A 20,743-nucleotide genomic window follows, 5' to 3' on the forward strand; every position below is an offset into this window, starting at 1 on the left:
GCGACCGCCTTATGAGATCATTCGGGTTAGCCGCCTGCGTCATGACTGGTGAGGTCCTTTGCGTCCCGGAACTGCAACAGTTCCGTTATGATATCCCGGCGCAAAGCCACGCGCCGGGATTAGCTCATTTAAACAGGACAAATGACGGGTCAGAAACGTACCCGTACACCGCCGACAAAATAGCGACCCATTTTGTCGAACATCTGCGAGTTTGAAATCGTCGGCTGGACGATGAAATTCGGCGCCACCGGCGGATCGACATCGAACAGATTGTCTATCTTGCCATAAAACTCGATACTGTCCGTAATCTTGTAGGAAGCCGAAAGGTTGGTATAGAGTCTGCCACTGATGTGGTTCTGATCTGCCGGCAGGTTCACATCATCCACATAAGTGGACCGGAACTTGCCCCCGCCAATATAACGGAGGAACAGGCCAACACGCGCCTTCTCCAGGTCATAGGTCAGGTCGAAATTCCATTTCCATTCCGGCTGGCCCGAATAGTCCGTTGCAAGGTCGCCGACATAATCGATCCGACCGCCTTCCGTACCCAGATAGAGCTTGTCGACCCAGTTGATCAGCAACCGCGAGCCAAGTGTGCCCGGCCCGACTTCCCGTCTATAAGATGCTTCGAAGTCGATACCCGACGTTCCCGCGACATTGGCATTGATCAACGTCGCCTGCACACTCGATATTAGATTGGTTGCCGGGTCCAGCGTGATATAATCACAATAGGACTGAATATTGGCAGTGAAGCAGTTGTTGATGATCGTTGCCGATGGCAGGCTGGTAATCGCATCCTCGATTTTGATCTTGTAATAATCGATCGACAGATTGAGCCTGGGTACAAAACTTGGCTGCAGCACGACACCGAAAGATATTGTATCGGCCTTTTCAGGGTCAAGATTGGGATTACCACCGGTAAGCGACGTTATGAAATAGGAGGCCGGAATACCGTTGGTCGACGTAGAGCGGGGATCAGGTTCACCGCGGATCACCTGATTCTGGCCCGAGAATAGTTCATTGATATTTGCCGCACGAATATCGCTCGAAATTGTACCACGGAAACGAATGTCCGGGATCGGAGAGTAGTTGAGACCGATCTTCCACGGCACCACGCCACCACTCGAGCTGTAATCAGCATAGCGGATAGCCGCATTCAGTTCGAGATGATCGGCCATCGGCACATCATCAAGCAGCGGCACCGCAACCTCGGCAAAAACTTCCGCAACATTAAGCTTGCCGCTGAAAGACTGCTGGTTGATCGAACGCCAGCCGCTTATCATCGAAATCGGATCGGAGACGCTGTCAATTTTTTCGTGGCGATACTCACCACCAAATGCGACGGCGACCTCTCCAGCCCAGGTCGAGAAAGGCTTGCCGCGAATATTGAATCCGACCACATCCTGATCCATGTCTGCGGCGTAGAATGACGTACCGCGATAATAGCCCAGTGCTGCGTTGCTGATCGAGCCGGCACCGAAAACATTGGCCGGCATGCAGGCTGGATCATCATTTGTCGCATCGGCGTCTACATTGATACGGCAGGCCGCCTGACCGGTCGCCGGATCAATCACTGAGTCAACCGCATTGAACCACCGGCTCTGAACGCGATTGTTGACCGATTCCTGATAAAATGAGTTGCGCGAAATCTGGCCAAAGACATCCCAGTCCCAGCCCCCGAAACTGCCTTCCGCTCCCACCGCGTAACGACGAACGTCGGTCTCGCTGTTATTTTCCGACTCGCCATCATCAAAAAGCTGCATACGGCCAAATGCAAACGACGGTATATTATTGGCGATCATGATGTCGCGAACCGATTGCGGCAAATACGCATTGTCCTGATAGATCGTCAAATTGCCGTTGTCATAGTTGGGCGCGAGATTGGACTTGACGTCGACATGACTATATAGAGCCTCCGCCCAGAGCGTGAGCGCATCCGAAGCCTCATATGACAATCGACCATAGCCGGAATAGCGTGTGATGTGGACACCGATGTTGCCCAAATCGGTAATATTGACCCCATCGCCCCCAAGCTGGAAAACAGGCCCGACGAGAGGACCGAAGTTGAACGGCTGGGGCTCGCCGTTCGGACCGAACTGGATGCCATGAAGCGGGCTTGATGCCGGTGCGTTTATCAGACCACCAAAAGTCATCTTCGAGAAGGTTGCAAAATCGGCGATCTGCTGCAGCGTGTCACAGCATCCCGCAGGGTTGGTGAACAGGACAGTCTGGTTTTGGCCCCAGGGACGGGTGGCCACACTTGTCTGTCCCGTGTTGCGATAGAAGTCACCCGCCACGGTCACGTGCAGACGATCGTCCAGCATTTTGCCGCCATAGGCGGCCGAGAGAATCGGGCGCTTGAAGTCGCCATATTTGGACTCGCCATAAGACGCGTCTATTTTCACACCTTCCAGATCCTTGTTGAGCTTGAAATTGATGACACCGGCAACGGCATCCGAACCATAAGCCGCCGAGGCTCCTCCTGTAACAACGTCAACGCCACTTATCAGGGCTACCGGGAACACATTTGTATCGATGCCGCCGAAGGGGTTGGTTGCGGCCATGCGTCGTCCATCGAGCAGGATTAGCGTCTTCTCGCGACCGAGGGCGCGAAGGTCAGGCTGGTTCTGACCGACCGGTTCCGACGAACGGCCGATATTCCAGTTAAGACGCAGCTGCGGAATGTCATTGGCAAGTTCCGCCACGGCTCCGAACACGCGCGCTTCTATCTGCCCGGCGCTAACAGTGGTTACTGGTGTAGGAGCGTCAAATCCCTGCCCCAGACGAGAGCCGGTGACAACGATTTCGCTTTCTTCAGCCGGAGCGGCTTCTTCCTCATCGATTGTCTGCGCCTGTACTGGTGACGACAAGCCAAACGAAGCGAATGCGATAGCCAGAGCACTGGTTCCGGCGTAACATACCGAACTTCTCGCACCACATATATAATCGAAAACGCTTTTCATAACCCCTCCCTCTCCAATAGTAGAACTGCTCGATCGAGCATCGATCCTGCCCCTCAGACCTCACAATGTTGTTCTTGCTGGCTGGGGCATGTTCGCTTTGCTTATTACAATATAACGAACATCGATTGTTTATGACATATAAAGGGGTTGGCGCAACCAAAAAATGTGTTAATTACGAATTACATTAGTTTTAGATGAAAATTAAGAAGGGCGGACGGTAGAGCCGCTTCAACAAGAGGATGAGCTATTGACTGAAGAACCCCAAACAGCCCAGTGGCCACCACAATCGATGAGCGTTTATCAATATGCGGTCATCGCATTGTGCTGCATGGCCAATATTGCAGACGGGTTTGACGTGGTGTCCCTGGCACTGGCCGCTCCCGTGCTCACCAAGGAATGGGGAATAACGCCACAAATTCTGGGAACATTGTTCAGCGCTGCTGCCGTTGGATTGACCATCGGTGCGTTTCTGATTGCGCCAATGGCTGACAAGATCGGCAGAAGGCCGATCATGTTGGGTGCCATGGGTACGTTGGCGATCGCGTTGCTGGCCACCGCATTTTCCACAACGATCACTCAGATACTTATATTACGCTTCATCACGGGCATCGGCCTTGGAACGCTTGTGGTCTGCCTCAACACATGCATCGCAGAATTCGCATCTGACAAAAGCCGCAATATTTCACTCGCCATTCTGCACACTGGCTTCACAATAGGAATGATGCTCGGCGGTGGCATTGCTGCATTGCTGCTCGAAACCGTCGGATGGCGCGCCATATTCACCGCCGCTGGCATCCTCAATGCCGTCACCTTTCTGCTAAGCCTGTTCCTTCTGGCCGAATCACCGCATTTTCTGATGATGCGCCGTAGAGAAGGTGACCTGTCGCGCCTGAACAAGATTCACGCAAAAATGAAAATGTCGGCCATGACTGTATTTCCTGCTATGGCAAAGCAGAGCAAAGCCAAGCTTTCTACTTTTGATGCGTTGCTGGGGCCAGGGATGAGAAAGCTGACGATCTTGATATGGATCACGGCCATCACCTACGCCATTGTCGGCTATTTCCAGCTCAATTGGAAGCCGACAATCCTGGCCAATGCCGGCCTCAGCCCCAGCTTGGCTGCTGCCGCCGTGATCATTACCGGGGCCTTTGGTACCCTGGGACATCTTATTATCGGTATACTTGCCCGCCGTGTTGGTGAGAGCAGAATAACGACGATCTTTTTTGCAATGGCCGCTGTCAGCCTGACAATATTCGGACTGCAGCCGCCGAATCCTATCGCCTTGCTCGTGATGGCGGGTGTCGTGACATTCTTCGTCGTCGGCGCATATACCGGCCTGTTTCTGGTCGCTGTCATCATCTATCCGCCCGCTGTGAAAAATGCCGGTGTCGGATTCATCGTTGGGTTCGGGCGCATTGGGGCCATTGCAGGCCCCATGATCGGCGGTTTTCTGCTTGGTGCAGGACTGGACCGGATGGCAACCTATTTCGTGTTTTCGGCAATAGCTGTGATCCCTGCAATAGCCATGTTTCTGGCTAGCAAGATTGCCGAACGACCTGTCGTTCAACCATGACCATGTCTGCAAAAGCCATCACGCCCAATCCCGATTTGCGATTATTCGATACCCATGCCCATTTTTTCACCAGTGACACGACCGGCTACCCCGTCAATGTGACCGGCGCACGCGAAGGGGAAGAGGTGATCATCCATCGGATCAAAACCGGTCCTGCAACGCCGGAACATATATTCGGACTGTGGGATGCGTGCGGCGTCACTGGCGGTGCAGCGGTGCAATATCACAGCATCTACAAGAAGGATAATAGCTACTGTATCGCCGCTGCAGACAAACATGCCAAGCGCCTTTCAGCTGTTCTGATGCTTGATGCCACCCTGCCGGCTACCCCAAGCATATTATGTGAGCTGACGAAGAAGCATAATATTTGTGGCTTGCGTCTATTTGGATTTCCGGATGCTGAAGGCAATTATCCATGGCTCGATTCCACGGCCGCTCTCGAAAGCTGGGAAGTTGCCGCAGATACGGGGCTGCACATGGTTGTTATGTATGCACCCGGCCAGCCTTCCTTGGAAGTTTTGGGGCGGGTGAAAGCGCTTGCACAACGCTTCCCGCAAACCTCGATCTCGCTCGATCACCTTGGCTGGCCAGCTCTGGACGCTGATCCCGACCAGGCAATAACGCCAGCTCATAAATTTCTGGCTGACCAGGATAATATCAGCTTAAAATTCACCCAGATCAACTTCCATCGTTTCATTGAAGCTGGCACGCCGGCGGACGCTTTCCTTAGGCGCGCGGTCGATATTTTCGGACCGCATCGAATCATGTGGGGATCGGACGTTGGCAACACCAAAAACAGCTACAAGGAGATGGTCGCCAATGCCATATCCTCGACCCGCCTTCTTACCGACACGGAGCGCGCCATGGTACTTCATGATAATGGTGCAAAATTATTTGCACGACGGGCAATCTCATGACCGGCGCTTTTATCGAGCCGCCGATCATCGATACACATTGCCATGTGTTCGTGAAATCCATGCCATTCACCGATACGGCATGGACACGGCCTGACTATGAATATCCTGCAGAGGCATATCTCAAGGAGCTGGACACCCACGGCATTGCCTTTGGCGTCGTGACAGCCGCAAGCCTTTATGGTGACTATAATGACTATACGCTCGCCGTTCTTGCTCAGCATAAACGCCTGCGCGCGACCGTGATGCTGGATCCTGATACAAAGCCGGCCGAGCTCGTCACTCTCAGACAACAAGGGGTCTGCGGTGTGCGTTTCCAGATTTCTCCGCACGACTCCTTGCCGGATCTTGAAGGTTATCAGTTTCGCCGCTTCATACGGCGGCTTGCCGACGCGGGCATGCATATCGAGCTTAATCTGAACGGACCGCAACTTGCCCGGATGCTCCCCGCGCTGGAAGCCCAGGGGATCGACGTCGTCGTCGATCATTTCGGACTGCTGCGCAGCGAGAAGGAAATGGAGGGAGAGGGCTTCCTCGCCATGCTCCGCGCGATAGACAAGGGCCGGACATGGGTGAAAATCTCTGCCGGCTTCCGACTGCCTCCTGACAGCCTTCAGTCCTATGCGCAGAGGCTGCTAGAGGTTGCCGGGCCAGAGCGGATGTTCTGGGGAAGCGACGCCCCCTTTGTCGGATGGGAAGACAAGATGAGTTACGCGCAGACGCTGGAAACCTATTATCACATCATCCCCGATGCTCGCGTCCGGCGACAGATATCCGACGCCGCGATGCGTTTCTATTTCTACTGAAGCGCGCGGCGGCGGACAATATCTGCATCAGGCCGCTATCGTTGTTGCTGCATTGATGATGTGTGCCTGAGTATATTCATGAAATCCTTCGATGCCGGATTCACCGCCAATGCCCGAACTCTTGGCTCCGCGAAACGGGATGTTCGGGTCAATCGACTGAAGCTGGTTGATCCATACAGTTCCGGTGTTGATCCGCCGGGCGACTTCGAATGCACGCGCAACGTCATTGCTCCAGACCGTACCCGCCAAACCATATTCGCTATCATTCACGCGCTGAAGAAGCTCTTCGACATCACTATATTTCAGAACAGGCAAAACCGGCCCGAACTGCTCCTGACGCACCAGAGGTGCATCATCATCAAGATCGCGTATTATCGTCGGCGAAATGAAATAGCCTGGCCGACCAAGCGGCTCACCGCCGGCGATGATGGTGCCGCGGCCTTTGCTATCTTCGATCAGAGCAGAGACTTTTTCATATTGCTGGCGATTCTGAACCGGACCGATTTGAGCGCCTTGATTGGCACCATCATCAACGACGACCTCCCTCGCCAGTCGCGCCAGTTCTTCGCAAAATACTTCATACATTGCCTCCGGCACATAGACGCGCTTGATCGCGACGCAAATCTGTCCCGCATTGCGCATTGAACCCTGGAAGACCTTTTGTGCCACCTGCACCGCGTCAACATCATCAAGCACGATGCTGGCATCATTTCCACCCAGTTCCAGCGTCACACGCTTCAGCCCGCCCGCGGAAGATTCCATCACCTTCTTGCCGGTCGCTGTCGAGCCGGTGAACGTGACCTTGTCGACATCCGGATGAGAGGTGAGCGCTGCGCCCAATTCATTTTCGTCACACAGGATGTTGAACACACCGGGCGGCAATATCGGCTGACAAATTTCCGCAAACAGCAACGAGGTCAGCGGCGTGGTCGGCGCGGGCTTGCTGATCATCGTATTGCCTGTGACCAATGCCGGTGCAAATTTATTGGCGAGCAGGATCAGCGGGAAATTCCAGGGGGTAATTGCAGCCACGACACCCAGAGGCGTGCGATGCTCGATCACCTTCTTCTCATTGTCCTCACTCAGAACTCGCGTTTCCAGTCGCATTTTTGCAACCGTACGGAGCACGTTGACGGTGCCCAGAACTTCGCCTTTTGCCTGATCCAGCGGCTTGCCCTGTTCCCGCGTCAAAAGCGCTGCAAACTCGTCGGCACGCTGTTCCAATGCCTCGGCAACCTGCTCGACCAGACCGGCGCGCTCCTCAATCGGCATCGCCGACCATGATGGATAAGCACGCTTGGCAGCCGCCACGGCTTTATCCAGCATCGCTTCATCTGCCTTGGGACACTTGGCGAAAGCCTGACCTGTGGCCGGGTTCACGACATCAAAACTGGTAACACCGCTATGCAGCACCCCATCGATCAGTAGTTTAAATTCTCGGTCCATGGTCATTCCTCGATATTGGGAGAGATCAGGCGGTCTGGGCTTGCTTCACAGGAGCCGTTTGCACGTCCGCATCGTCCAGGCTGAGCAATTTGGCAGCGTTCCCGCCAATCAGTAACCGAATATCATCATCCTCATAGCCAATATCAATCAGCATCTGAATGACGTAGCGCAGGCCCTCAACAGGCGTTGGATTGCCTACCTGTCCAAGGTCGGAACCGATAATCGTCCCCGCTACGCCACCGGCTTCAATGACAGCTTTCAGACCCTCGGCGGTATAATTTTTGCCCTGAACCCCGGCCCACATGCAGCAGCTATGCTCCAGATAGGCACCCATTTTCGTCAGCTCCGCCATGTCCGCATCGCTGCACCCGATCAGAAAGGTCGGATGATTGACAAGCAGGCGCGTAATGCCGCGGGCTTTTGCCTCATTGAACAAAGGCCATATCTCGCTGATATGCAAATGTCCGGCGGAAAGCACTGCATCATATTCTGCAATCTGATCGAGAATGACTTTGACTTCATCCTTCAACACGCCGCGCTCATCCACGACAGTGAGCATCGTTGGGGCCAGCATTTTATCTTTGGTCGGCAAGAACTGCTTGCGATGCGAATGGCGAATATGATTGGCCGCCGAAAATGTCGGCATCCATACCAGGCGTGCGCCCAGTTTGAAGCCATGTTCAACCGCATAGGGGTTAAAACCGCCGGTCGTATTATTAAGCGGCACACCGGTGAGCAATTTCACCTTGCCCGGCATGATCTCGTCAAGCAGCGCCGCGACGGGCGTGACAGAATAATAATGATCCTTGAACAGGATCGCACGAAGTCCCGCCGCCTCGCCTTGCTTGATCGCTTCGACATGGTTTAGGCTGCGTGGCATGACCGACGGGCCGCTATGGCAATGGAGATCAATCGCGCCTTCAAGCAGCGCATCTATTCTATCAGACATCTCGTCTCTCCTCCTCAATCTTCTTTGTCCGGCATAGGATATTCATCGGCGTTGAGTACCCATCCCGGTTTTTGCGAAAAATCCCGGCGTGGCGGACAAAAGGCATCGAGCAACCGGTTAAGGCCATCTGTCGTGCCTTGCGATGTATGGGTTGCTGGGGGAGGAATCACAGCAACAGAAGGCGCAGCACAACGCGCATGATCATCCTCTCGCCACTGCGTAGCATCGCTGATCCATGGCCATCGCAGATGATGAATATAGTCGCCATCCAGTGCGATCGAATATTGCTCGAAATCATCATGATGATGCGGGGAAAGATTCTCCGAGGCGCGAGGCCCAACACGGCCATCGCCGAAATTTACCATGATCGTTGACCCGCGATACAGTCGCCCGAACCGCCCCTCCTCGGGAGCAACGCTGCCGGAATAAACACGGACCTTACGGCCACCTATCGGGTCAGGCCATGCCTCGAACGGCGCCACATTCGGATCGTCCTGTGCATAGCTTGCAGCATTGGGGCATTGCGCCACCAGATCCGGCGACCGCGTCGTGAAGAGGCGCAATATACGTCCCGCCTTCTTTACAATGACCTTGCTCTCACCGGACGGAACGAACGCAACGCTCTTGCCCGATGCGGTCACCGTCGCTTCATCGCTGATGATGTCCACTTCAGTATCTTCATCCGGCAGAACAACGGCATATTCATCAATCTGATCGGTGCGCTCGAACTCTGCACCTTCTTTCACTTCACTATAGGCAACCACCATGGTCTGGCCACGAACGAACCATGTCTCGGCAGAGGCGGTGCTTTCCTGCGGTGGCTCTTCATAAAAGCGGGCATAGCTGGCTCCCATGAAATGAGTGGGTGCGGCCTTGTCCTGCTTGGGTGCGAGGGTCGTCCTCAAATCATTGCGTCCGTACATTACCTCTCCTCCAGAAAACATAATTATGTTCATGAGCGGGTTACGCCGCCTCTTCTCCCCATTCTAGGCCCTCCGAACGGTGAAGGTCTAATTCCTTATCGGCAGCTCCTTCATAACGAACAGGTATCAATCATAACATAATCGACCCATATCGCGATCCTATCGTAACTGTCTATAATCGGCATTGGACCTTTTGCGCCCCCATGATGAACATAAGACAGGCCCGCAATCAAGCCGGGCGTTGGAGGGTGAATTGCAGAGACAACAGACCGGTATCGACGCCGTCTCTGCGGCCGTCCTCATCTCACAAATGCTGTGCTCCGCTCGCCATGTTGACCGGGGTATAAATTGGTCCGGACGCGGCCCGGATAATCAAAAAAGCATATTCAAACTGACCCAAATCAGGAACAGATGATGCGAAATTCGGCTCTGGACTGTAATGACTGTAATATATCGGCAATCGATATTTCCTGCGCTCCGGAAGCCTCGGCTATCGTTGAAGAGCGCCCGGTGATTGCTACCCCGCTGGAAATCATTGAAGAAGCCCGACAAGGCAGAATGTATATTCTGATCGATGACGAAGAGCGCGAGAATGAAGGTGATCTCATCATTCCGGCCCCGATGGCGACAGCTGAAGCTATTAATTTCATGGCCAAATATGGCCGGGGCCTCATCTGTCTGGCGCTTTCCCCCGAACGCGTCGAGCGCCTGGACCTCCAGATGATGTCGAAAATGAATCAGGGGCGCCATGAAACGGCCTTCACCGTATCGATCGAGGCCCGCGAGGGTGTGACAACGGGTATTTCGGCCAGCGATCGCGCGACCACTATACAAGCCGCTGTGCATCCCGATGCAGGTCCGGAATCTCTGGTTTCTCCGGGCCATATATTCCCCTTGGCAGCGCGCAAGGGCGGCGTATTGACTCGCGCTGGCCATACGGAGGCTGCTGTCGATATCTCGAGGCTTGCCGGGCTGGATCCGTCGGGAGTGATTTGTGAAATCATGAATGAGGACGGGACAATGGCCCGCCTCGATGACCTGGTTGAATTTGCCCAAACTCATGGCCTCAAGATCGGGACCATTCGTGATTTAATCGCCTATCGGAGAGTGCATGACAGCTCGATCCAAGAGATAGCAGAATTTGAATTTACGAGCCGCTGGGGCGGAAACTGGACCGCCAAGACCTTGCGGAGCGGCGCAACACAGGAAGAGCAGATTGCTCTCGTCAAGGGCGAAATTTCTGCCGACAAACCAACGCTCGTTCGCGTCCATGCCCTGTCGGTCTTTTCTGACATATTGGGCGAAGTTGGTGCCAGAGAAGGTTTGCTGAACCGGGCAATGTCGGCCATTGCCGAGGCCGGGGCCGGTGTGGTCGTGCTTGTTTCCGATCATTGCACCGGAAGCCAGCCCTATAATAAACAACTGAACAGGAATGTGCGTCGCTCGAATGAGTGCGGCGAACAGCGCGACTATGGCGTTGGTGCCGAGATTCTCTCCTATCTGGGCGTTAAGAAAGTCATTCTCATAACCAATTCGCACCATTCCATGGTAGCTTTGCAAGGATATGACTTGTCGATAGTGGAAGAAGTACAGATTCCTTGAGTTGGATCTGGGCGGGAACAAGCCCTGTTCATCGGTGAGCGGTCGCCAGCGCTTTGGCACCATTTCTGAGCTGCACTCCGGGCGGCCCCCACTTGCGGCACCGCTCCGCGATGCAATCATCGCCGTGCAGATTTTCCAGCCATACGGGATAGCAAAAGGCTATACCGGATAAAAAATGGCGGAGCCGGAGGGATTCGAACCCTCGATAGGTTGCCCTATACACGCTTTCCAAGCGTGCGCGATCGACCACTCTGCCACGGCTCCGCAAATACCGTCTGACCCGTGAATCCGGTCGAACATCAGACAGCGAGGCTTCCCTAATGCGGGAAACGGGCTTTCGCAAGCGATAGTGTCAGGTTAGGGTGATGGGTAACGGAATGTTGGAATTGAACCGTTAGTCCTGAGCCTGTCGAAGGACGCCTCGCGACGAACGGCGTGGTGCGACAGGCTCACCACCAACGGCAGGAAATGGGAAAACCTGTATGAACAAACTGATCTCTCTCACCTCACTCGCGGCGCTAACCATAGCAACACCCGCCCTCGCGCAGGACACCGAAAAAGCCGAAAACCCCAGCCCCAACGCCATTGTCGATGCGGCCCAGGCCAGCGACTGGGTCAAGATCGCGCCGAGCGACCTGCTCGTCATGGACCTTGCGCCCGATGCAGAAGGCCCTTCGACAAGCTCAGGACTCCGCCGCGTGGTCATCCAGCTGATGCCGGAGCCTTTCTCGCAGGGCTGGATCCGCAATATCCGCAAGCTGGCCGCCGCCCATTGGTGGGACGGCACCAGCATCAACCGGGTGCAGGATAATTATGTCGTGCAATGGGGGGATGCCGGTTACGACAATCCGGAATCGGGCGAGACCGAGCAAAAGGCATTGCCGGAGGGGTTGGAGACGGTGCCGGAGAGCGAGTATTCTGTGAGCGACAATGATATCTCGAAGCCTAGAGAATTTATTCAAGCCAATGTGCATAGCACCAAGTTGATCCCATTGTCTCGGAACGGAATAGACGCCTATGCTCAGACAACCATGAGCTACAAAGGCTGGGCAATTGCTAGATATCATGATGGAACCAACGCCCCCGTCCACTGCTACGGCGCGGTCGGCGTTGGTCGCAACCTATCCCCCGACACCGGCAGTGGCGCTGAACTTTACACTGTCATTGGCCATGCGCCGCGCCATCTTGATCGCAATATTGCCGTGGTCGGGCGGGTGATCGAAGGGATCGAGCATCTCTCCAGCCTGCCGCGCGGCAAGGGGCAGCTGGGCTTTTACGCGGACGCGAGCAAGCGCGTGCCGATCACTTCGATCCGCCTGGCCAGCGAATTGCCGGTGACGGACCAGCCACGGTTCGAATATCTGGACACCGAAGGAGAGACTTTTGCCAAATATGCCGATGCCCGCGCCAATCGCCGCGATCCGTTTTTCATCAAGCCGGCGGGCGGAGCGGATATTTGTAATATTCCGGTGCCGGTGCGCCGGGTAAGCGGCGAGTGATTGCAAGCTGAAGGACAAGTGCAGTTTTGTTCTCCCGCGAAGGCGGGAGTCCATCTCGGATCCTGTGCTCGAGACGCCATTTCAGGAGATGGGCCCCTGCCTGCGCAGGGGCACGATTTTGGCTTTCCTACAGTGCGCCAGATCGGTTAGTCTGGCCGCATGACCCAGCCCCTTTTTTCCTCCAGCAAACGCCGGTTTTCGGCAAGTTGCGCCCGAAAGATATCCTTTGCCATAGGGGGTTTGACCCTGTGTGATCCAGAGAGCATTTCTCTCCATACGGCGCTGCACAGGGGCGGAAAGCTTTCTTTTTCTTAACAGTGTAAGGTTTGTAAGGTTCAGCAAGGAAAGAGTCGCATGAAAAACTATTTACGATCCGCGCACATCGCCTTTTGGGCCTTGGCCGCAGCCTGTTTTGCATTGCCCTCTCCGGCACTGGCGCAAGAGGAAGTCGCAGACAAAAGCCCAGCCGAAATACTCGCCGCCGCCCCGGCAGACCACTGGCTGCCCATCCCCCTCACCGACCTGATGATCCTCACCCTGCCCGATACCGCTGACGGCACAAAACGGCAGGCGGTAATCCAGCTGCTCCCGGCCGAGCTTTCCGGCGGTCATGTTCGGAATGTCCGCACCCTGGCAAGGACCCGCTGGTGGGATGGCACCAAAATCTATCGCGTCGCCAGGGATTTCGTCACCCAGTTCGGCGGCAATCCCGATGCCAAGACGCTGCCCAAGGGGCTCGAGACCGTGCCGGAGAGCGAATATTATAACGCTGCACTGGGCGCGAAACGCGACGCCGATATGGCGGCGCTTCAGGCAGCGGCCGACTATAGCAATGAATATCAGGGCACCAACATCCGCCCGCTGATGAAGATGATCTATGAAAATGGCGGCGCACAGAAAGTCGGTTTCGGCGGTGGCTGGCCGATTGGCAGCAAGACCATCGACGGCGAGACGAAATATTATCCGCTGACCTGTCGCGGGTCGCTGTCGCCCGCCCATTATGATCCGCCGGACACGGGGAGCGGCTCGGAAATATCGGTGATCACCGGCGAAGCCGCTCGCAGTCTCGATACGACCTTCGGCATGGTCGGCCGGGTGATCGACGGGCTCGAGCATTTGCAGAATCTGCCGCTGGGTACCGATCCGGGCGGTTTCTATGCCGACAAATCACAGCATATCAAAATCCAGTCGATCCAGCTGGCCAGCGAACTGCCGCTCGCCGAACAGCCGGCCTATGAATATCTCGCCAGCTACAGCCCGGCGCTGCTGCAATATATCGAGGCCCATGGCGGCTATGGCAATATCTGCACCGTCCCGACGCCTATTATGAAAGTTTCAAAATAGGGCAATAATATTACAAAGCATCTCGCACCAACCGTCATTTGCTGGTAATGCAACAGGGTTAGACTCGATAGAACAGGAGCTCCTCCATGCGCGTTGGTACCCCCAGAGAAATCAAGAATCACGAATATCGGGTCGGCCTGACCCCCGAATCGGTCCGCGAACTGACCGCCCATGGCCATGATGTGCTGGTCGAGACCGGTGCGGGCCTTGGCATTGGCGCAGAGGATGCCGAATATATCGACGCAGGCGCCACCATCGCCGCGACCGCCGCCGAAATATTCGAAAAATGCGAAATGGTGGTCAAGGTCAAGGAACCGCAGCCGGTCGAGCGCGCCATGCTGCGTGAAGGCCAGATATTGTTCACCTATCTCCATCTTGCCCCCGATCCCGAGCAGACCGCTGATCTGGTAAAATCCAAAGCAATCTGCATTGCCTATGAAACGGTCACCGGCACCGGCGGCCTGCCCTTGCTCAAGCCGATGAGCCAGGTGGCCGGACGCATGTCGATCCAGGCCGGCGCCACGGCGCTCGAAAAAGCCCATGGCGGCCGCGGCATATTGCTCGGCGGCGTCCCCGGCGTGGCCCCCGGGAAGGTCACCGTTATCGGCGGCGGCGTGGTCGGCTTCAATGCCGCGCAAATGGCGGCTGGACTCGGTGCGGATGTCACCATTCTCGACCGCAATCCCGATGTACTCGAGTCGCTGGGTCACTATTTCGAAGCCCGCGCCAAGACCCGCTTCTCGAACAAGGCCAATCTCGCCGAATGTGTCGCCGAGGCCGATCTGGTCATCGGCGCGGTGCTGATCCCCGGTGCCGAAGCGCCGAAGCTGGTGTCGCGCGATATGCTGAAGACGATGCGCCCCGGTTCGGTATTATGCGACGTAGCCATCGACCAGGGCGGCTGTTTCGAAACCTCGAAACCGACCACCCATGAAGACCCGACCTATGTGGTCGACGATATCGTCCATTATTGCGTCGCCAATATGCCGGGCGCGGTCTCCCGGACCTCGACCTATGCGCTGAACAATGTGACCCTGCCCCATACGCTCGCCATCGCCAACAAGGGCTGGGAAGCGGCGCTACGCGATGATTCCCATCTCGCCGAAGGACTGAATGTCTGGAATGGTCATGTGACCTACAAGGCGGTCGCCGAGGATCTGGGCTATGAGTTTAAGCCGGTATCGGAGATTGTGGGATTGAAGGCTTAAGTCTGGTTGAAGGCGGTCGCCACATTGTTCACCTGCGCAGGCGGGTGCCCAACTCCAGATAGTGCAGCCAGACGCAATAGTTGGAGATGGACCCCGGCCTTCGCCGGGGCACTGAATGAAGGAACAACGAATGGCAGCAGCAGACCAGAAACCGCTCGGATCGGGATTTCACGCAAAGAGTGAACCGCACGAGATACTCGCCGGCATCGATCTGACCGGCAGGACTGCGATTGTTACCGGCGGCTATTCCGGCATCGGTCTGGAAACCACCCGGGCGCTGGCGGGTGCGGGTGCTACGGTGATCGTACCGGTTCGCGATCCGGCCAAGGCGGAGGAAAATCTGTCCACCATCGAGGGTGATATCTCGTCCGCAAAAATGGACCTTGCCGATCTCGATTCGGTGCGGACCTTTGCCTCTTCTGTCTATGACAGTATCGAAGCGCTGGACCTGCTGATCAACAATGCCGGGACCATGGCCTGTCCGCTGGCCCGCGTCGGACCCGGCTGGGAAAGCCAGTTCGGCATCAACCATATGGGCCATTTCGCGCTGACCAAGGCGCTGTTGCCACTGCTGGAAAAAGCCGATACACCGCGCGTCGTTGCGCTGTCGTCTGTCGCCCACAAGCGCAACGGTATATTGTGGGATGACATCCAGTTCGAGCATGGCGACTATGACAAATGGGTCGCCTATGCCCAGGCAAAAAGCGCCAATGCCCTGTTCGCCAATGCGCTCAGCCGCCGGATGCAGGGCTTTGGTGGCCGGGCCTTTTCGGTCCATCCGGGCGGAATATTCACGCCCCTGCAACGCCATTTGCCGGTCGCGGAACAAGTGGAAATGGGCTGGCTGAACGAGGATGGCACGATAGCGGCCGCGGTAGCCGGAATATTCAAGACTCCGGCACAGGGCTGCACCACCAGCCTGTGGGCCGCCACGTCACCGCTGCTCGATGCCATGCCGGGCGTCTATTGCGAGGATTGTGATATTGCGCAGCTGATGGACGACGATTCTCTACTCTATGAACATTGCGCGCCGCATATCACTGTCGACGAGGATGCCGAACGGCTCTGGGACATCAGCGAGAAATTGCTCGCAAGCGCCTGATGCAGACGAATGACCGGCAGATGATCGAATATGCAGGGCTGCTGCAACGCGATGTCGCCGGGTTCCTGTTGCAATGCGACGATGGCACCCGCTATCGGCTTGAACTGCTGCGCACGCCGATTGACGAGGTCGAGAAGCGGGTGGTGGTGACGGGTCACGCGACCACCAGCCTGGTGCTCGAAGCAGAGGGAATCCGGCTGGCATGAGATTTGTTCGCGCCGAACTCGGCGATATTGCCGCGCTGCATCCGCTCATCGAGAGCGCCTATCGCGGCGAAAGCGCCAGACGCGGCTGGACCCACGAGGCCGACCTGCTGGATGGACAAAGGACCGACCCGGAGGCGCTGCGCGAGATTATCCTGGCGGACAATCAGGTCATCCTGCTCGCCAGGGATGAGGAAAATATCGCGGGCTGTGTCCAGCTGACCCGGCTGGTAAACCGGCTGGCCTATCTGGGGTTGCTGACCGTCGATCCCGATCGGCAAGCAAGCGGGCTGGGCCGGCAATTGCTGGTACAGTCAGAGCGGTTTGTGCGGGAGCAGTGGCAAGCCGCTGCCATCGAGATGACCGTGATCCGCCAGCGGACCGATCTGATCGCCTATTATGAACGCCGCGGCTATATGCGGACCGGCGAACATCGGCCATTCCCGCATGGTGATCCGCGCTTCGGTTTGCCAAAGTCGACCGAACTGGAATTTGCGGTGCTGCGCAAGCCGGTTTAGGCGGCCTTGCCTTCCAGCGCTTTCTGGCGCCGGCGCTGGACCGAACTGCCCAGACCCAGCGCCTCGCGATATTTGGCGACCGTGCGCCGGGCAATGTCAAAGCCCTTGTCCTTGAGCAAGGCGACCAGCTTGTCGTCCGAAAGGATCTTCTTGGGGTCCTCATTGTCGATCAGGGACTTGATATGGCTTTTGACCGCCTCCGCCGAAGCCGCCTCGCCGCCTGTGGCAGACTGGATTCCGCTGGTGAAGAAATATTTGAGCTCGAACGTCCCGCGCGCGCAGGACAGATATTTGTTGGACGTGACCCGGCTGACGGTGGACTCGTGCATCTCGATTTTGTCAGCGATGTTCTTCAATGTCAGCGGCCGGAGATATTCGACACCCTTGCGGAAAAATGCTTCCTGCTGCTTGACGATTTCCGTCGCGACCTTGACAATCGTCCGCTGTCGCTGATCCAGCGCCTTGACCAGCCAGTTGGCGTCAGCGAGACATTCGTTCAGCCATTCCTTGGAGGCCTTGTCCTGTGCTCCGTCTTTCAGTTCGGAATAATAGCTGCGGTTGACCAAAACCTTGGGCAAGGTAGCGCTGTTCACCTCGATGATCCAGCGGTTCGCGCGTTCGGCGATGAAGACATCGGGGACGACAGCCTGCACTTCGCCGCCGCCAATTTTGCAACCTGGCTTCGGATCATAATTGCGCAATTCACTGATCATATCCATCAGATCTTCGTCATCGACCCCGCAAATCCGCTTGAGTTGCGGCAGCGCACCCTTGGCGAGCAAGTCCAGATTGTCGATGAGGCGCGCCATGGCCGGATCATAGCGATCGGCATCCCGGGCCTGCAGGGCAAGGCATTCGGACAGGTCCCTAGCGCCGACACCGACGGGATCGAGAGTCTGAACGACGGCCAATATGCGCTCAATGTCCACGAGCCCGACGCCCAGTCGCTGCGCCAGTTCCAGCAAGTCTGCCTGAAGATAGCCGCACTCGTCTATCTGGTCGATAATATGCTGGGCAATGAACAGGTCTGTACCGGAAAGAATGGCTCCGGCCTGGTCCATCAAATGGTCGGTAAGTGTTGTTTCGGCGACCAGAATATTCTCGAAATCCGGCGCTTCACCGGCCATACTCGAACCCGCACCATGGCCATTGAGGCCCAGTTGACCGTCTAGTGCGCCGTCGCTGTCCGAAAGGCTATTGTTGGAAAACGGGTCCGTGTCACCCTGCATATCGAGAGCGGACTCAGATTCAGCAGGCCCGGAAGACAGAATTTCATCACTGCCCTGCGCTGGCGCTTCGCTCGCCCCTTCTTCGCCATCTCCTGCCTCGCCGCTTTCCGTCGAAAGCTCTCCGGTATCAAGCAGCGGATTTTTCTCAATCTCGTCGGAAATATATGTTTCCAGCTCGAGATTGGATAATGTTAGTAGCTTAATTGCCTGCTGCAATTGCGGTGTCATTACCAATGACTGGCTCTGCCGCAAATCGAGGCGAGGCGCGAGTGCCATGGTTAAAGTGCGAAGCCTTCGCCCAAATAGAGTCGGCGGACATTGGCGTCCGCGACGAGATCCTCCGGACTGCCGGCAAACAATACCTGGCCGTCATAAATGATGCAGGCCCGATCGACGATATCGAGGGTTTCACGAACGTTATGGTCAGTGATCAAAACGCCGATACCGCGTTCTCGCAGCTGACAAACCAGATCGCGTATGTCGGCAATTGACAGAGGGTCGATACCGGCAAAGGGTTCATCCAGAAGTACGATCGAGGGACTGGCGGCCAGTGCGCGGGCGATTTCGCAGCGCCGCCGTTCACCGCCAGAAAGGGCCATCGCTGGCGAGCTGCGCAGCTTCGTCAAACCAAACTCATCTAGCAGACGGTCGAGTGTTTCGAGTCTTGCGTCAGCGTCCGGTTCAACCATCTCGAGGACTGCCATGATATTTTGTTCGACGGTCATCCCGCGGAAAATTGACGTTTCCTGAGGTAGATAACCAATTCCGAGTATGGCCCGGCGATACATGGGGAGAGGCGTAATATCCTCACCGTCGAGCATGATCCGCCCGGCATCCGGCCGTACCAACCCCATGACCGAATAAAAGCAGGTTGTTTTCCCGGCCCCATTCGGCCCCAACAGCCCCACGACTTCGCCGCGCCCTACAGACAGTGATACATCGGACAAGACCGAACGCTTGTCATAGCTCTTGGCGATCGAAACCACCGCCAAGCCATGCTCCATGGCATCGCTGGCCATGGCGGCGCCCGGATCGGCCATTGTCGCAGTTTCAGTCACAGCAGTGTCGTTCATCATTCGTCCTTATCGCACGGGTTGCCTTGTGCATGGATCAATAGCATGCCCCATTCTGATCGGAATTGGCAAGCTTTGTGCATGGTAGACCGAAAATGGGCTTTTTCCGCAGGGAATCAACCGTCGTTGGAACTCGAGGCGGCGATGCTGTCCTTATTCTGTCACTGGACTATATTTCTGTCCTTGTTAGTCGAAACCTCAATCTTTCCGTTGCGGCACCGTGAATGTACCAGACACCCGGCCACTGGAATCCTCAGACCCGCCCGTCGAGCGCCCGTCTATTGTCGATCGACCCGATGCGAGGTCAATGATGACGCGACCGCCGGAGAGGCGATTCGTCCCTTGTGTTAGCTTTACATTTCCAACCAAGGTAATCAGCCGTCGATTGAGGTCATATATCGCTACATTTCCTGAAGCCGTGTCGCCGGCTTTGCGAATGGTGACCCCGCCCGACGCATCGATGCGATCAATCTCGATTCCACCGGCATTTCGATACGCAACGGTCATCCGCGCGGCGTTGAGCACCAGTCCGGCTTGCTCCACGCGAACGGCTCCGGACAGAACGACGCGGTCAGCGCGGTCCTGCACCTCTATTCGCCCGGCATTGAAATTCACTGGGGCGTTGCTGTTATGGCCTCCGAAAACCTGCGCGGGAGCCGGAACCGTAAGGAACAAGAACGCCGAAGCAACAAGTGCCGTGCCAGCGGAAAAGGAGAGAAATAGGTTTAATTTCATCTAAGGTCTTCTTAATCCATTTTGTTCGATCCGCAAACGGGCATTGCCATTCAAGCTCACAGTGCGAGCCGCCAAATCGGCTTCCAATTGATCCGCGCGAAATGTCCCGATATTGGTCCGCCCTTCCACTATACCGTCACTTTTCAGGGTTCGCTGCTTCAGATCAACAGTCACGTTGCTGGTCGAAAGGCGATAACCACTGGCAGCTTCGACTTGCACGGCCCCCGGCACCCGCACGTTTTCCAGGTCCATATCATAGCTGCCCTCGCTTGAGCGTATTTGGGCCGGGCCATCTTTCAGCAGAATCCGGGCGGAGAGATCCTTTAGTTCGACGATAGCTTCTTGCGAGCTTTTCTGCACAGCCGAACCGGCTTTCAGTGAAAATGGACGACCTTCACTATCCTCACCGCGATAGAGAGCTTCAGCCACTCGCATACGCTCTTTGGCAACATCCACGCTATTTTTATCCAGAACGAAACTCAGTTCACCCGACATGGTGAAAGGGGCCAAAGCCAACATCGACCCCAACAGCCCGACTCCAACAGGAAGAATGAAACGCAACCATTTTACGTTGCGATCATGCTTGCTATTCGGAGCAGCAAATTCCTGACGTTTCGTCCGGATAAGCTTGGCAGCGGTCGACATGGTTTATCTAT

General features: G+C 56.0%; 18 protein-coding genes and 1 tRNA gene. 10 read left to right on the forward strand and 9 right to left on the reverse strand.

Annotated elements, in window-relative coordinates:
- Positions 1-149 precede the first annotated feature (149 nt).
- On the reverse strand, positions 150-2,963 hold the full coding sequence (locus ACN0WX_RS02670; protein WP_417620725.1) for a TonB-dependent receptor plug domain-containing protein: 2,814 nt from the start codon (positions 2,961-2,963) through the stop codon (positions 150-152).
- A gap of 247 nt (positions 2,964-3,210) precedes the next feature.
- Here ACN0WX_RS02670 and ACN0WX_RS02675 point away from each other — a divergent pair, with 247 nt between their 5' ends.
- The 3 genes from ACN0WX_RS02675 to ACN0WX_RS02685 are packed head-to-tail and all read left to right on the forward strand — an operon-like array spanning position 3,211 to position 6,256.
- The gene (locus ACN0WX_RS02675) at positions 3,211-4,536 is read left to right on the forward strand and encodes an MFS transporter (protein WP_417620726.1); all 1,326 of its coding nucleotides are present in this window, start codon (positions 3,211-3,213) and stop codon (positions 4,534-4,536) included.
- Positions 4,533-5,453, forward strand: coding sequence for an amidohydrolase family protein (locus ACN0WX_RS02680; protein ID WP_417620727.1), 921 nt, complete (start codon positions 4,533-4,535; stop codon positions 5,451-5,453). Before ACN0WX_RS02675 ends, ACN0WX_RS02680 begins: the two co-directional genes overlap by 4 nt.
- Positions 5,450-6,256, forward strand: a complete 807-nt coding sequence (locus ACN0WX_RS02685) for an amidohydrolase family protein (RefSeq protein WP_417620728.1) — start codon at positions 5,450-5,452, stop codon at positions 6,254-6,256. The genes ACN0WX_RS02680 and ACN0WX_RS02685 overlap by 4 nt, the downstream gene beginning before the upstream one ends.
- 27 nt (positions 6,257-6,283) lie before the next feature.
- On the opposite strand, the gene ACN0WX_RS02690 is transcribed toward ACN0WX_RS02685, so the two are convergent.
- The 3 genes from ACN0WX_RS02690 to ACN0WX_RS02700 are packed head-to-tail and all read right to left on the reverse strand — an operon-like array spanning position 6,284 to position 9,574.
- Positions 6,284-7,702, reverse strand: coding sequence for an aldehyde dehydrogenase family protein (locus tag ACN0WX_RS02690; protein WP_417620729.1), 1,419 nt, complete (start codon positions 7,700-7,702; stop codon positions 6,284-6,286).
- Between the two features lie 25 nt (positions 7,703-7,727).
- The gene (locus ACN0WX_RS02695; protein WP_417620730.1) at positions 7,728-8,651 is read right to left on the reverse strand and encodes a DUF6282 family protein; all 924 of its coding nucleotides are present in this window, start codon (positions 8,649-8,651) and stop codon (positions 7,728-7,730) included.
- 14 nt (positions 8,652-8,665) lie between these two features.
- A complete protein-coding gene (locus ACN0WX_RS02700; RefSeq protein WP_417620731.1) occupies positions 8,666-9,574 on the reverse strand; it encodes a hypothetical protein in 909 nt (302 codons plus the stop codon).
- Between the two features lie 411 nt (positions 9,575-9,985).
- On the opposite strand from ACN0WX_RS02700, the gene ribB reads away from it, so the two are divergent.
- Entirely contained in the window at positions 9,986-11,176 is a 1,191-nt protein-coding gene (ribB, locus tag ACN0WX_RS02705) for a 3,4-dihydroxy-2-butanone-4-phosphate synthase (RefSeq protein ID WP_417620732.1), read from the forward strand.
- 176 nt (positions 11,177-11,352) lie between these two features.
- Here ribB and ACN0WX_RS02710 read toward each other — a convergent pair.
- Positions 11,353-11,440 (reverse strand) — tRNA-Ser (locus tag ACN0WX_RS02710).
- Positions 11,441-11,658: 218 nt separating this feature from the next.
- Here ACN0WX_RS02710 and ACN0WX_RS02715 point away from each other — a divergent pair.
- The 6 genes from ACN0WX_RS02715 (at position 11,659) to ACN0WX_RS02740 (ending at position 17,050) form a co-directional block, all read left to right on the forward strand.
- Positions 11,659-12,675 carry a peptidylprolyl isomerase gene (locus tag ACN0WX_RS02715; RefSeq protein ID WP_417620733.1) on the forward strand — a complete coding sequence of 339 codons (1,017 nt, stop codon included), beginning with the start codon at positions 11,659-11,661 and terminating at the stop codon, positions 12,673-12,675.
- 354 nt (positions 12,676-13,029) lie between these two features.
- Positions 13,030-14,019, forward strand: coding sequence for a peptidylprolyl isomerase (locus ACN0WX_RS02720; RefSeq protein WP_417620734.1), 990 nt, complete (start codon positions 13,030-13,032; stop codon positions 14,017-14,019).
- A gap of 86 nt (positions 14,020-14,105) precedes the next feature.
- The gene (ald, locus tag ACN0WX_RS02725; protein WP_417620735.1) at positions 14,106-15,227 is read left to right on the forward strand and encodes an alanine dehydrogenase; all 1,122 of its coding nucleotides are present in this window, start codon (positions 14,106-14,108) and stop codon (positions 15,225-15,227) included.
- A 130-nt stretch (positions 15,228-15,357) separates the two neighbouring features.
- The gene (locus ACN0WX_RS02730) at positions 15,358-16,329 is read left to right on the forward strand and encodes an oxidoreductase (RefSeq protein WP_417620736.1); all 972 of its coding nucleotides are present in this window, start codon (positions 15,358-15,360) and stop codon (positions 16,327-16,329) included.
- The gene (locus ACN0WX_RS02735; protein WP_417620737.1) at positions 16,329-16,535 is read left to right on the forward strand and encodes a DUF5818 domain-containing protein; all 207 of its coding nucleotides are present in this window, start codon (positions 16,329-16,331) and stop codon (positions 16,533-16,535) included. The genes ACN0WX_RS02730 and ACN0WX_RS02735 overlap by 1 nt, the downstream gene beginning before the upstream one ends.
- A complete protein-coding gene (locus ACN0WX_RS02740; protein WP_417620738.1) occupies positions 16,532-17,050 on the forward strand; it encodes a GNAT family N-acetyltransferase in 519 nt (172 codons plus the stop codon). The genes ACN0WX_RS02735 and ACN0WX_RS02740 overlap by 4 nt, the downstream gene beginning before the upstream one ends.
- Here the strand turns inward: ACN0WX_RS02740 and rpoN are convergent.
- The 4 genes from rpoN to lptC all read right to left on the reverse strand — a co-directional run bounded on the left by rpoN (position 17,047) and on the right by lptC (position 20,732).
- The gene (rpoN, locus tag ACN0WX_RS02745; RefSeq protein WP_417620739.1) at positions 17,047-18,555 is read right to left on the reverse strand and encodes an RNA polymerase factor sigma-54; all 1,509 of its coding nucleotides are present in this window, start codon (positions 18,553-18,555) and stop codon (positions 17,047-17,049) included. The genes ACN0WX_RS02740 and rpoN overlap by 4 nt on opposite strands.
- 2 nt (positions 18,556-18,557) lie before the next feature.
- Positions 18,558-19,319 carry an LPS export ABC transporter ATP-binding protein gene (gene lptB / locus ACN0WX_RS02750; protein WP_417621193.1) on the reverse strand — a complete coding sequence of 254 codons (762 nt, stop codon included), beginning with the start codon at positions 19,317-19,319 and terminating at the stop codon, positions 18,558-18,560.
- 231 nt (positions 19,320-19,550) lie between these two features.
- Positions 19,551-20,087, reverse strand: coding sequence for an LptA/OstA family protein (locus tag ACN0WX_RS02755; protein WP_417620740.1), 537 nt, complete (start codon positions 20,085-20,087; stop codon positions 19,551-19,553).
- Entirely contained in the window at positions 20,088-20,732 is a 645-nt protein-coding gene (lptC, locus tag ACN0WX_RS02760; protein WP_417620741.1) for an LPS export ABC transporter periplasmic protein LptC, read from the reverse strand.
- Positions 20,733-20,743: the final 11 nt, after the last annotated feature.

The organism is Parasphingorhabdus sp. (genome assembly GCF_048269915.1).
GTDB lineage: Bacteria > Pseudomonadota > Alphaproteobacteria > Sphingomonadales > Sphingomonadaceae > Parasphingorhabdus.